The organism is Lysinibacillus parviboronicapiens, assembly GCF_003049605.2.
GTDB classification, from domain to species: Bacteria; Bacillota; Bacilli; order Bacillales_A; family Planococcaceae; genus Lysinibacillus; species Lysinibacillus parviboronicapiens.
Window position 1 is genome coordinate 2,226,138 of the sequence record NZ_CP073713.1, and the last position, 12,410, is coordinate 2,238,547.

A 12,410-nucleotide genomic window follows, 5' to 3' on the forward strand; every position below is an offset into this window, starting at 1 on the left:
TGCCCGATGAAAAACTACAGTATCTGATTAAAAATCTTTCCTTTTGTCGAACTTATTAAAAAGGGGAGATTTACTGTGTATACAGTTTCGAATTTAAAACTACTGATTGATAAACAAGAGGAAATTGATGCGATTTACAAAAACTGCGAAGATTTAAAAAAAACGACTGTTTCGCCTAAAATGACTTCCGAGGTGGATAAATTCTTGGATGCTGTAAACAAGCGTTTAGTTGAGAGTGGCTTTACTGTTACATTAACGCAGACTGGTTTAATTGCAAAATATAAAGAGGCTACTGTTAATGTCGATAAACATTCAAAAGACTTGGAAGAATGTTTTTTTATAAATTTTAATAATTTTGCCGAAGATAGGCTTTCCATTATTTTAGATATTAAACACAACAAGAATGCACAGACCAATTCGAATTATATGGATGGTTTTTCTGAATTTTTGGAGCAAATGAGTGATAAATTGAATTACGCTAAAAATCTCCAAGATGCGTGTCGTGTTGCAAATGTTATTTATAGGACCCAAAATAATGTGACGTTCTATTCAGCCGAAGAAGTAGTGAATTATTATTTTAAATAATCCATAGCCTCCCATATCATCGATGGGAGGTTTTTTATTTAGAAAAATTACCTGTTAAATTGGACAAATAACGTGGTGAATCCTTGAATGGATATCTTCATCAGTAAACTCGATGCAATAGAAAGCCACCCCATTATTAAATAGGGTGGCGTTTGGAGTTTAGCTTGTTAAAATATATTTTTTCCCAAGTGCCCACATGATGATGGACATTATCAAGAAATATAGTGGCATTGTATACAATGAACCATTATGAAGAAAACTCATTCCGAATGTGACGAGACTTACTAACAAGTAATAACCTAAACTGAAAATAGCTCCAGCTGTTCCCACTACATCTTGGAAATTTACGAGCGCCAGACTTAAACAGTTCGGTAACGCAATGCCAGCTCCCAATAACAGGATAAATATAAACGTTAATATACTTATCATTAACACGATATTTGGTAGAATAGCAACTGTAGTGACGAGTGTTAGTAATAAAGAGCCAATAGTCATTACGCAACAGCCAAGGTGAATAATTTTTTCTGGTTGCCAAATAGATACGAGCTTTTTAGAAATCATAGCACCAAAAATAGATGCCAATGCCACGACGATTCCTAAGAAACCATAGAGCCCAGGAGAAATATGAAAGTGTTCTATAAATATAAAAGGTGCCTCAGCGTAGTAACTGAATAAAATCCCATTTATTCCGCCAATGACTAGTCCAAAAACGACCACTTGCGGTGATGAAATGATTCGCTTCACTACGGGGTAAATAGCAATTCGTTTTCTAGTTGAAACATTTGTCGTTTCAGGTAACTTGCAATAAGCATATATAAACAACAAAATACTCATGATTATCAGTACACAAAAAACAGCTTTGAAACCAAGGGCTTCATCGACCCAGCCGCCAATAAGTGGTCCTATAGCAGGGGTAAAGGCAATCACTGCTGATATTTGTGCAAACATGGCATGTCGTTTACTGCCTGAGAGACTTTCACGCAAAATGGTTTGTGTAATGACTGAACCAGTAGCTGCTCCAAAAGCTTGAATGAATCGGCTAACTAGCAAGAAAGTAATAGACTCAGCGTAAAAACACATTAAACTGCCAATGCCGTAAACTATTAAACCGCCCAACATTGCGGGCCTTCTGCCAATGAAATCAGAAAGCCAGCCCCAGCAAAAAACGCCAAGCGCAAACCCAATAAAATAGATGCTTAAGGTTAACTGTACGGAACTATTGGAAGCGCCGAGTGCAACCGCTATATCTGGTAATGATGGTGTATAGATTGTCTCACTAATTTGTGGAAAAGCCACAAGAACAATCATTAAAAGTAAAGATGGTGCAGTATATTTATTCAATTTCTTTGCCCTCCTACAAGCATGGTCTAATGACGAAAAGTAATTAGACCCTAGCTAGGGAAACGGCGGGACCATTATAAGTATACGTTGATAGGATGACATGATAATTTACCTTTTAACTTTCAGTAGGAGTGCATAGATAATCTAATTGTAAGACTTTTTACTATTTTTTAAAAGACAAAAATGGTAATTACTTTTAAAATACTCAATTTTTTATAAATAACGCACAAAACCATATATGGCACCCATTCAACTTGTCAGATAACAAGAAATAAAAAAGGCCCCACCGTATAGGGCGTCATATGCTTGGACAAGCCAATTTTTATTTACTCGTTGGCTAACAATCACTGCTAAATTGGATAATTATGCTAATTGCTAATTTAACCTAAAATATGGTAATAAAAGATTTAGCTATGGTTTGAACATGGTGTATCCTGGTTATAGTGCTAGCCGGAAATGATTGATGGTGTTTGATAATGATAAAGTAATGGGTTTGGAGGCATCAAAAATTGGAAATCAAAAGAGGACGGTATATTTTTGGAAGTTGGATTTACTAGCGAGTCTATACGCTGGGCAGGCTGCGCTAAAAAAAACAATACCAAGTCATCAGAGTAGCACAAGCCAACTGGCTAACTATGAACAACTGGAACTAGCTATTAGTAAATTAAATAAGGAAATTCGGGTGTTTGAACGACATTTTATCATGAATATACATCCTTCGAATAGTGTCCAACACAACATCATCTAAAAAAACCATGCATTAAACAAAATAGCTTTGGGAACTGACCCCAAAAGTATAGACAAATAAAAAAAGCATCTTCGATTGAATTCGGGTTTAGATACCTAAACTTCAATTAGGAGGTGTTTTTTCTATGGGAACAAGAGTGAGTTATCCATACGAAGTAAAAATGAAGGCTATTGAGATGCGATTGGCTGGTATACCAACGAAGCAGGTTTTAATTGAATTAAATATAAGGCATAAAACACAAGTGGAAACATGGATGCGTTGGTATAGAAACGGAGAAATACACCGATTTGAACAACCTGTAGGTAAACAATATACCTTTGGTAAAGGTCCTGAATATGAGAATGAACAAACAAAATTAGTAATGGAGAACCGTTATTTAAAGCAACAAATTGAGGTTTTAAAAAAGTACGCAGAGTTGGAGAGGAAGTGGTTGGAGAAGTAGCTGTACAGTTAGTAGAGACGCTAAAAGAAACGTTGTGCGTGAAGGATATATGTGCACATTTAGGAATTGCACGATCTACCTACTATCGTTGGAAACAGGCATCTGCGGATGCAAGGTCTCGTCAGGCGATTGAACGACATATTGGAGAACTCTGTCGTGCGCATAAATTCCGATATGGTTATCGGAAAATTACTGCACTCTTACGCCAAGAAATACGCGTGAATCATAAAGTCGTGCAACGTATCATGCAAAAATATGGTTGGCAGTGTCGAGTAAAAGTAAAAAAACGGAAACAAACTGGACAACCCTACTATATCGCAGATAATTTATTGAACCGTAATTTTGAGGCAACTGCACCTTTACAAAAGCTCGTTACCGATATTACTTACTTGCCATTTGGTCAGAAACAATTGTATCTTTCAAGTATTCAAGATTTATATAATGGCGAGATTATCGCCTACTCGATTGGTGATTGCCAAGATACTGATTTTGTGTTGAATACCTTATCCCAACTAGGTACTTTACCCGATGGGTGTACACTACACAGTGACCAAGGTTCGGTGTACACGTCTTATCGATATCAACAGGCCGTAAAAGGGAAAGGCATTATCATGAGCATGTCCCGTAAAGGTACGCCCGCTGACAATGCCCCAATTGAATCATTTCATTCTGCATTAAAGTCTGAAACATTTTACTTAGACAATTTAAGGCGTACTACGACGGCAATCGTAGAACAAACTGTCAAAGACTATGTAAAGTATTATAACTATATCCGAATACAAGCGAAACTAAACAACCAGTCGCCGGTACAATATCGACAACTGGTTGGGTAAATGCTTTTTTGATCTCTGTCTTATATACAGGGGTCAGTCCCGTTTAGTGCATGGTTTTTTTGTTCAACCGATTGCTGAAGACCAATATTTAGTCGTTAGCTAATGCTAGAAGAAACTTATCTCGATCAGCTTCCTCTTGCATTTTACTATCCACAAGCATGGCACCATACTTCACATTTGTTCTATCACGATCCACTAAAAATTGGACATTTACTTTAGCTTCTTTATTATTGATTGGACAATCTCCCTCGAATTCCACAACATCTTGTCCCTTTTGGGTTTCGAAATAGACCCAATATGGATTTTTACATGTTGAGGAAAATGCTGTGTCGAATGTTTCGTTACTATTTTCTATCGAATAGTTTTTAACATATGTAATATATTCATTATCCGTAATATCCTTTTGTGGACCGTAAAAATACCAAAACACCCCTAAAATGCCAATCGGTATAATCCATAGAATATTACGTTTGCTTAGTTTCCCCATGCTTTCATCCCCCTTTATAACAACATATTATCACCTTTATACTAATTTTTGCTAGCTTAATATAATATTTTCTATGTTGGGCTTTTATTCTGTTCGGAATTCCTTTTAAGAGACTTGTATCGTTATATAGGCCTTTAGACCAGTTGAGCCGTTTGTGTCTTTCCTGTAATATGTAATTATGGTTGATATTGATAATCATTATCAACAAAGGTGCATAGCTATTAACCTACGTGTATCATTTGTTAGCAACACATTTGTTCCATTTTTTTTTATCAGTCTTTCTAATGAGGAAGACTAATTTTTTTAACATCTAATGATAATCATTATCATTTACTAGGGAAAAGGCTCTGTGAAAGGATGGTTAATTACATGCAACAGATTGCTAAACAGATTGCAGAAAATGCAACGTTTCAGGCGTTTATGAATTGTTATATACGAGAAGTGAGTAGCGGACATTGGGTCAAAAAGGAGGAGTGGGTAAAAGAACAGCGTCTCTCTATCCTGATTACAGAGGCACATATGTTAGAGCTTGAGTTGCCAATACAAAACACTCGTTTTGCATTTGGTGTGGGGTACAAATCTCTTGTTGGCAGACATTTATTTGGTGTCTCGTTGAAGTATTGTACAAATCAAAAACAATGGCTTCCCGAAGATAAACTAACGATACTCATCACGCTCATTCAAGAACTACATTTAATGGCTAAGGTGGATGGATGTCCTGGGCTTTCTTCCCATTTTGATGAACTCATACTTCGCATAATGGAGAGCTATCAAACGATGGCAAATTATATTGAAAAGAGCTTGAAAAATAAGAAACAAGATGGAGCTAACGCTACATTTATTGAAGCTGAGCAGTCTCTGTTATTTGGACATTGGCTTCATCCGACACCTAAAAGCAGACAAGGGATGGCAAATTGGCTACAAACGAGTTTTGCTCCAGAGCTACAAGGTTCTTTCCAGCTTCACTATTTTCGTGTCGACCGTAAAATTGTCAAAGAGTCTTCTGTATTAGAAAAAAGTGCGAGTGAACTCATCTCTCAGTCTCTAACAAAATCACAATGTGATTTTGTTATGTCAGAGAGGGATTGCCTCATTCCGATGCATCCGCTTCAAGCACAGTGGCTTTTACAGCAACAGTATGTTAAAAAAGCGCTTGCTGAAGGATTGATAAAATACGAAGGTGCGCTTGGGGCATTTTATACAGCAACCTCTTCGATAAGAACGGTATATAGCTCAAATGAAGAAATGATGTATAAGTTTTCAATTCCTGTCAAAATAACAAATTCTTTGAGGGTAAATCGAACTCATGAACTAAAAGCTGGAATTGTTATGGCTCGGTTAATGAATAAGATTGATTTCTTACAGAATCATTCATCTTTTCAGATGATTGATGACCCAGCCTATATCACCGTAGAGTTTCCAAATCTGACGGAATCAGGCTTCGAGGTTATTTTTCGCTCAAACGTCTTTCCTAAAGAACATAATGAAGGAATCTGCATGATCGCCGCTCTTGTTCAAGAGCCTCTGCCAAATGAAAAATCGAGACTGTGTCAGCTTATCACGAAAATCTCTCAATCAGAATGTCGCTCATTAGAAAGCGTAAGTTTAGATTGGTTTAAAGTCTATTGGCAATGTGCGATTGACCCACTATTAAGGTTATACGATGAGTATGGGATAGCTCTCGAAGCACATCAGCAAAATAGTGTGTTAAACATTTCTTCAGGTTATCCAACCACTTATTATTATCGTGATAACCAAGGCTATTACTTATCAAAAACAAATAAAGATGAACTTCTTTCAATAGAGCCTTCTTTACACGAAACAGAAGAGCTATTTTACGAAGATGGTCTGATTCATGATAGATTTACATATTATTTGTTTTTGAATCAATTGTTTCCCATTATTGCCCGATTTGGAGCAGATCAGCTAATTGATGAAAAAATTCTTTTGAAGTGGTCGATTGATCAACTGCACGTATTAGAAAAAGAATTTACAGGTCTCGGGAAGGCATTTGTTTGTAATATTCTAAAACAAGATCAGCTTGCATACAAAGCAAATTTATTAACAAGGTTTCATGATGTAGATGAACTAGAAGCTGAATTTGAACAAGCGGTGTATACGAAAATTCCCAATCCGTTTGCTCTTCAGTATGAGGAGGCAGAGTATGCAGCAGCTGCATCCTTTAGCTTCTAAACAAGGAGAGCTACGTGTAAGGCGGCAACTTGTAGAAGCAATGATTTTTGAAGGACTAATTAAATATGAAGAAACTCGTCTGAATAAAGGGACTTCAATCTTTACTCTTGCTGGAAAGAAGTGCACCTATCGTTGTGAAGGAAAAAGAATGGCATTTGATCGCATCCGAATAAATGGAGAGAGCATTTTTCTAGTAGGAAAAGATGAAACGTTACGAGAGGCAACGCTTGAGGATCTAGTAGATGAATTACTTTCAACATGTGGAGACAAAGCTCGATTACTGAAAGAGCTCTATTTAACGAGTAAGCTTTGTCAATGGAATGAACGTCATCTCCAAATGCCAATGTCAAGAAGAAATTCGAGCTATGAAGAATTAGAATCAGAAATCATTGAAGGACATCCATATCACCCTTGTTTTAAATCAAGAACCGGTTTTACCATCGACGACCATAAAGACTATGGCCCTGAGGCAAAACAATCATTTACCCTTCAATGGATTGCAGTGAGAAGAAGCTACGTACGAATCACTGTTCTTGAAGAGGAAGAGAACTTTTGGAAAAGGGAATTAGGGCATTTGCTGTGGGGAGAGCTTCTTGCAAAGCTTGCAGTATTCGATGGATCCTATGAAGAATATACGTTTTTGCCGGTTCATCCTTGGCAGTGGCATAACATGAAACATGAACTAGCGGGATTAATGGAGCAAAAAGATTTGATTGCTCTAGATGTGGAAGGAGAATACTATCGGGCAACCCAATCGGTGCGAACATTATGGAATTTTTCAAATCCTAAAAAGGCGCAATTAAAATGCTCGATGAATATGGTGAATAGCTCTTCATTACGAAAGTTACATGGTCATGCTGTTTGTGCCGCTCCTCATATTTCAGCATGGCTTAAACAGGTGATTCAATTAGACGCCTATTTACAAAAGGAAGCGTCACTTATTGTACTGCAAGAATATGCAGGGATTATTTTTGAACCGAATGCAAAAAAACATAGCACAAAACTAGAAGGTCAGCTTGGGTCCATATGGCGAGAAAGTGTGCGCTTGTATATGAAAGATGAAGAGGAAGCAGTACCGTTTACGGTGCTAATGATGATGGAGAAAGATGGGCGTCCGTTTATCGATGATTGGCTTGTCCGATATGGAACGGAGGAGTGGGTAAAGCGCTTGATCGATGTGAGTGTTATTCCTGTGTGGCACCTGCTTGTCGCTCACGGCATTGCTGTAGAGGCACATGCGCAAAATATGATTTTATTACATCAAAATGGGTGGCCGACGCGGGTTGTGCTGAGGGATTTCCATGACAGTATCGAATATATTGAGGAATTTTTGGCAGACAGAAGCCTCGTTCCAGACTTTGCAACGATACACGAACGTTTTAAAGATGCGCCTGTCGATCAATATTATTGGATGTCTTCTATAGAAGCTCTACGAGAGTTAGTTATGGATACATTATTCGTGTTTCATTTGAGTGAACTGTCTTATTTGCTAGAAGAGCAGTATGGATATACAGAAACACGTTTTTGGTGTCAAGTTAGGGACGGAATACAGAAACACTTTGAACGTTTTCCATCATTATGCTCAAGAAATGAACAGCTTCAGCATACTCGCACACATATTTATGTTGAATCTTTGCTTACAAAGAAACTTCAAAATCAAGAAGAAGGTAATTTTCGGCATATCGTCAGCAATACGTTGGCGCAAGCGGATAAAAAGGGGAAATGATGATGTTTTATGTCAATGATCAATTTTACACAGTAGAAGATATCGAGAAGCAATATGAACTATATGAAAGCTTATCTCATCTAAGAGAGTGTAACAATCGCAGACTAGCTATTTGTACGGATGATATTTTTCAATATATAGCTCTTTGTTTATATATTCGCCAAAAAGGTGGATCAGTCGTCCCCATCCATCCGGCGACGCCACAAGAGGGAACTATGCGGCTTGCTTCTTCAGCAGGTAGCCATCTGTTGCTGTTCCAATCGATCGATTCTTGCATTGAACTATCAAATCATCCCAATAACCAAGAAGGCGTATTAGTTCAAATGAGCTCAGGTACAACAGGAGCTCCGAAATGTATTGAACGAACGTGGAGTTCAGTAGAAGAAGAGCTTGACAGCTATGTGAAGACGTTACCTGTCGATTCCTTGACAAATTCTGTTGTCGCTTGTCCGGTTACTCATTCTTATGGATTCATTTGTGGCGTCTTGGCCTGCATAAGAAGGGGAGCAAAGCCGGTGATTATTACGAATAGTAATCCTAAATATATTTTGAAAAAGCTAAAAGAATACCCGAAGCACATACTTTATGCGGCGCCAGCGTTACTTTATATACTAAGTCAATTATTGCCTATTGATCAACAATTTGATCGTGTGATGACGTCAGGAACTATGATGCCGCATAGCTGGTTAACATCATTAAGAGAGAAATCTCGCCAAGTGTTACAGCAGTATGGATGCTCTGAATCCGGGTGTGTTGCGATTCATCCTAATGTAGAAGATCCAAAAGAAATGGGCTACCCCCTTCCTCATGTCAAGGTAACAGCTGGTGATAAACAAACACCGAGCGAAATTATCATTGAAATGTCTACACAAACGATTTATACAAAAGATCTTGGCTATATAGAAGATAATGTTCTTTCTTTTCTTGCCAGAATGGATGACACGATTAATGTAGCAGGTTTGAATGTGTATCCGCAAGAAGTTGAAAACGTTTTAATGGATGACCCAAGAATAGTTGAAGCAGTTGTATATAAGAAACAAGACAATTTATCAGGAGAGCGAGTATGCGCACAATATGTGTCTAGTGAACCGATCGATCTTATGGAACTTAGAGAATGGTGCCGGAAATTTCTCGCGCCATATCAAGTTCCGATGGAGTTTGTGTTTGTTCATGAAATTGAAAAGCTGCCTAATGGAAAAGTAAGTAGAAAGAAACTTGGAGGCATACCAGTATGACGCGACAACAATTGATGAAGAGCATCTATGATATTATGGAAAATTCATTAGAGTTGCAGACACTGTCTTCTTTTAATGAAGATGCCCGATTAAATGAGGATTTGTATATGGATTCAATTATGGTCCTTCAACTGATTCTTCATATAGAGTTGGATCTTGGCATTGCCATTCCCGATGAGGTTCTCGTTCCGAAAGATTTCAAAACAGTAGGAACACTAGCAAGCTTTTTAGAAAAACAGCAAAGAGTAGGATAATCGGAGGGGAAAAATGATAAAAGTTCATTGTTTTGTAAGCTGTGTTTGTGAAGTTATTAAGAAAACGAAAGGCGTCGATCATAGGCCGTACTATTTTGGGGTATGGGACGCAGATTTTGATGTGCTCGATAATGGCGTGCTATCATACCATTCAGATCGAATTGATCACCATTTCTTTCAAACATGGTATGAAATGCTCTATGGAATCAAGCTTTACAAATGGTATGATGCAGAACAATCAAAACAACATAATATAAACAAGCTGCAAAGGTTATTAGCAAATAAATCTCCACATCAACATGTGATGGTGATGCTGGATTTATCGATGCTTCCAGAGCGAGAGAATAAATTTCATCAACGTCCATTCCCTCATTATGTGATGCTTGAATCGACAGAAAATGAAGCAGAGTGGTTTATGTATGACCCTGATTTTCGCTGGGAAGGGCTTTTGCCGAAGGAGAGGATTTTAGTTGCCATCCAAGAGCCAACTGTCGGAGGTGGCTATTACTTTGATGCTGAGACGATTATTGCGCCAACTACAGAGACGGTTGAAGCCTATTTTAATACATGTATAAAGCTTCATTGTAATCCGTTGACAGATGCCATTATCGAAATTATGAAAGAGTATATGGAAGGACAAGAACAAGAACGTATGTCAAAACTTCCGACAGCCTTAAAACAATTGCCGGTTATAGCGATTCGAAAGTATGCCTATGAACATGCCTTTGCATTTTTTTGGGAAGCTCTTGGCCGCGATGAGGAAGGATTTGACACATGGTGTCATGAAATTGAGCGTCTAGTGAATGGTTATACAACGATTCAGTATCGAGCGATGAAGCTTGCGATGACACAAGATTTGTTATTAGTTGAAGAAATTTATGTGAAGTTAGAAGAACAAAATCTCCTTGAGTTCAAGATTAAGCAAGGATTACAAGAGTGTTTTCAAGCATGGTTAACATTACAGCACACGAAAGAGGTTTTATTATGAAATTATCTATCTGTACGATCTCGTTCCGCCACCATCTCCACTCGATTGATCAATTAGTTCACTTTGCAAAAACGCAAGGTTTTCAAGGAATCGAGCTCTGGGGTGTTCATGCAAAGAACTTGGCAGGGGACCTTCATTATGGAGCAGATTGGCTGAGCACCTACGGTTTGGAAACGAGCATGCTTAGTGATTATTTGCCTTTAGAAGCACCAATTTCTGAGATGATGGCTGAAACAGAGCAGTTATCTTCACTGGCAAAGCGCTGGGGAACGAATAAGATTCGTACATTTGTAGGAAAACAGGGCAGTGCAGACACGAGTAAGAAAGAAAGGGAAGAACTTATTTCTAGGCTTAGAATGCTCTGTGATTATCTTGCGTCAAAAGGACAATATTTGCTTGTTGAAACTCATCCGAACACATTGACAGATAATCTACCTTCAACGATGCAGTTACTCGAAGAAACGAATCACGCAAGCCTACGAGTGAACTTTGACGTTTTGCATATATGGGAATCAGGGATAAATCCTCTTGTGGCCATGAAGCAACTTCGTCCTTATATCTCACATTTTCACTTTAAAAATATTGCCTCACGTGCACAACTTGGTGTTTTTTCTCCAAACAATGTTTATGCTGCATCAGGGTCTAGAGAGGGGATGGTTCCATTGTTTGAAGGTGCAATTGATTATAATGAATTCCTTGCAGAAGTATGTTCAATCATGGAGGTAGATGCGTCATTGGAATGGTTTGGATCGAATGTGAAGAGCGTATTAACAAAAGATGTTCAGGATGTTAAACAGGCTCTGCAGTGGGTGCAAATATAATGAACGGTTGTTTAAAACATCTATGAGAATCGTTTGATTCAATCTAAATTAAAACTTAACTAGTAGAAGGCTCAATGAATGGTAGAAAGGGCTTTTGGCTTAACCAACAGCACTCAATTTATATGTTTACAGGCATTAGCGATTACTGCTAACAAGATAATAAAAAATAATTACTTAGTTAAATCTCAACAACCTGATTCCGTCAATATCGCTCTAATTTTAATGAAGCTAGATGAAATCGATGGACTTGCGACTGAAGATTTACCATATTTGAAGGGTATTTCTGGTACAGAGATTTTAGTAAGTGATATTTTAAAATGTTTAAAGTAAAATAGTAGTAAGGTATTTCACGATAAACTCAACTAATTTGATTAGTTGAGTTTTATGTTTTTATATAAAAAGCTACTAAAATATTTTAAAGAAGATGTGATGATTAATGGGGAAAATTGCTATATTGTTATATGGATAGGGATGGACAAACAATAATAAATGTAGTTCTGGAATCTTTAATAATATATGATATACAAAGGTTTAAGAGGTATAGGTTTGTTTGACTTTTATTATGATAAAAGTCAAAAGATTGTGTATAACCTAGAGGTGATAGAAATTTGTTTAGTATGATTAACCGTAGTTAAATTTGGTTATTAGAAGCACGTGGTATCTAGAGATACTGCGTGTTTTTATTTTGAAGAATTAAGTTATAAACGGTAGGGGTATTATTGAAACTACGGAGTTTAAAATATGTATAAATTTGTTA

Annotated in this window: 12 protein-coding genes; 10 read left to right on the forward strand and 2 right to left on the reverse strand. The window is 37.4% G+C overall.

Translation table 11 applies throughout. From position 1 onward, the window contains the following. The first annotated feature begins 75 nt into the window (after positions 1-75). Positions 76-585, forward strand: coding sequence for a hypothetical protein (locus C9J31_RS10600; protein WP_107925919.1), 510 nt, complete (start codon positions 76-78; stop codon positions 583-585). A 159-nt stretch (positions 586-744) separates the two neighbouring features. Here C9J31_RS10600 and C9J31_RS10605 read toward each other — a convergent pair whose 3' ends face one another. Then, positions 745-1,926 carry a multidrug effflux MFS transporter gene (locus C9J31_RS10605; RefSeq protein WP_193767059.1) on the reverse strand — a complete coding sequence of 394 codons (1,182 nt, stop codon included), beginning with the start codon at positions 1,924-1,926 and terminating at the stop codon, positions 745-747. Positions 1,927-2,389: 463 nt separating this feature from the next. On the opposite strand from C9J31_RS10605, the gene C9J31_RS10610 reads away from it, so the two are divergent. Both C9J31_RS10610 and C9J31_RS10615 read left to right on the forward strand, forming a co-directional pair. Next, positions 2,390-2,674 (forward strand): hypothetical protein, encoded by a 285-nt coding sequence (locus tag C9J31_RS10610; RefSeq protein WP_244854909.1) that lies wholly within the window; start codon positions 2,390-2,392, stop codon positions 2,672-2,674. A 124-nt stretch (positions 2,675-2,798) separates the two neighbouring features. Beyond that, a protein-coding gene (locus C9J31_RS10615; RefSeq protein ID WP_211634924.1) for an IS3 family transposase occupies positions 2,799-3,949 on the forward strand; the annotation gives its coding sequence in 2 pieces (ribosomal slippage) (positions 2,799-3,072 and positions 3,072-3,949; 1,152 coding nt in all). A gap of 88 nt (positions 3,950-4,037) precedes the next feature. On the opposite strand, the gene C9J31_RS10620 is transcribed toward C9J31_RS10615, so the two are convergent. Further along, on the reverse strand, positions 4,038-4,436 hold the full coding sequence (locus tag C9J31_RS10620) for a glucosamine 6-phosphate synthetase (RefSeq protein ID WP_107950441.1): 399 nt from the start codon (positions 4,434-4,436) through the stop codon (positions 4,038-4,040). A 369-nt stretch (positions 4,437-4,805) separates the two neighbouring features. Here C9J31_RS10620 and C9J31_RS10625 point away from each other — a divergent pair, with 369 nt between their 5' ends. From C9J31_RS10625 to C9J31_RS10655, 7 genes are all read left to right on the forward strand, one after another. Then, positions 4,806-6,629 (forward strand): IucA/IucC family protein, encoded by a 1,824-nt coding sequence (locus tag C9J31_RS10625; RefSeq protein ID WP_107950440.1) that lies wholly within the window; start codon positions 4,806-4,808, stop codon positions 6,627-6,629. Beyond that, on the forward strand, positions 6,601-8,355 hold the full coding sequence (locus C9J31_RS10630; RefSeq protein WP_107950439.1) for an IucA/IucC family protein: 1,755 nt from the start codon (positions 6,601-6,603) through the stop codon (positions 8,353-8,355). Before C9J31_RS10625 ends, C9J31_RS10630 begins: the two co-directional genes overlap by 29 nt. After that, positions 8,352-9,590, forward strand: coding sequence for an AMP-binding protein (locus C9J31_RS10635; RefSeq protein WP_244854911.1), 1,239 nt, complete (start codon positions 8,352-8,354; stop codon positions 9,588-9,590). Before C9J31_RS10630 ends, C9J31_RS10635 begins: the two co-directional genes overlap by 4 nt. Beyond that, complete coding sequence (gene asbD / locus C9J31_RS10640) at positions 9,587-9,844, forward strand: petrobactin biosynthesis protein AsbD (protein WP_054768441.1); 258 nt, start codon at positions 9,587-9,589, stop codon at positions 9,842-9,844. Before C9J31_RS10635 ends, asbD begins: the two co-directional genes overlap by 4 nt. 13 nt (positions 9,845-9,857) lie before the next feature. Continuing rightward, positions 9,858-10,832 (forward strand): DUF6005 family protein, encoded by a 975-nt coding sequence (locus C9J31_RS10645; RefSeq protein ID WP_107950437.1) that lies wholly within the window; start codon positions 9,858-9,860, stop codon positions 10,830-10,832. After that, a complete protein-coding gene (locus tag C9J31_RS10650) occupies positions 10,829-11,653 on the forward strand; it encodes a sugar phosphate isomerase/epimerase family protein (RefSeq protein WP_107950436.1) in 825 nt (274 codons plus the stop codon). Before C9J31_RS10645 ends, C9J31_RS10650 begins: the two co-directional genes overlap by 4 nt. 78 nt (positions 11,654-11,731) lie before the next feature. Continuing rightward, positions 11,732-11,983 carry a hypothetical protein gene (locus C9J31_RS10655; protein WP_107950435.1) on the forward strand — a complete coding sequence of 84 codons (252 nt, stop codon included), beginning with the start codon at positions 11,732-11,734 and terminating at the stop codon, positions 11,981-11,983. Positions 11,984-12,410 lie beyond the last annotated feature (427 nt).

What these genes read in the sequence shown, in the direction of transcription:
- C9J31_RS10620 (WP_107950441.1), bottom strand. Translation starts at nt 4,436, where the DNA reads ATGGGGAAACTAAGCAAACGTAATATTCTATGGATTATACCGATTGGC.
- C9J31_RS10610 (WP_244854909.1), top strand. Translation starts at nt 2,390, where the DNA reads ATGGTGTTTGATAATGATAAAGTAATGGGTTTGGAGGCATCAAAAATT.
- C9J31_RS10630 (WP_107950439.1), top strand. Translation starts at nt 6,601, where the DNA reads ATGCAGCAGCTGCATCCTTTAGCTTCTAAACAAGGAGAGCTACGTGTA.
- C9J31_RS10645 (WP_107950437.1), top strand. Translation starts at nt 9,858, where the DNA reads ATGATAAAAGTTCATTGTTTTGTAAGCTGTGTTTGTGAAGTTATTAAG.
- C9J31_RS10625 (WP_107950440.1), top strand. Translation starts at nt 4,806, where the DNA reads ATGCAACAGATTGCTAAACAGATTGCAGAAAATGCAACGTTTCAGGCG.
- C9J31_RS10650 (WP_107950436.1), top strand. Translation starts at nt 10,829, where the DNA reads ATGAAATTATCTATCTGTACGATCTCGTTCCGCCACCATCTCCACTCG.
- asbD (WP_054768441.1), top strand. Translation starts at nt 9,587, where the DNA reads ATGACGCGACAACAATTGATGAAGAGCATCTATGATATTATGGAAAAT.
- C9J31_RS10655 (WP_107950435.1), top strand. Translation starts at nt 11,732, where the DNA reads ATGGTAGAAAGGGCTTTTGGCTTAACCAACAGCACTCAATTTATATGT.
- C9J31_RS10635 (WP_244854911.1), top strand. Translation starts at nt 8,352, where the DNA reads ATGATGATGTTTTATGTCAATGATCAATTTTACACAGTAGAAGATATC.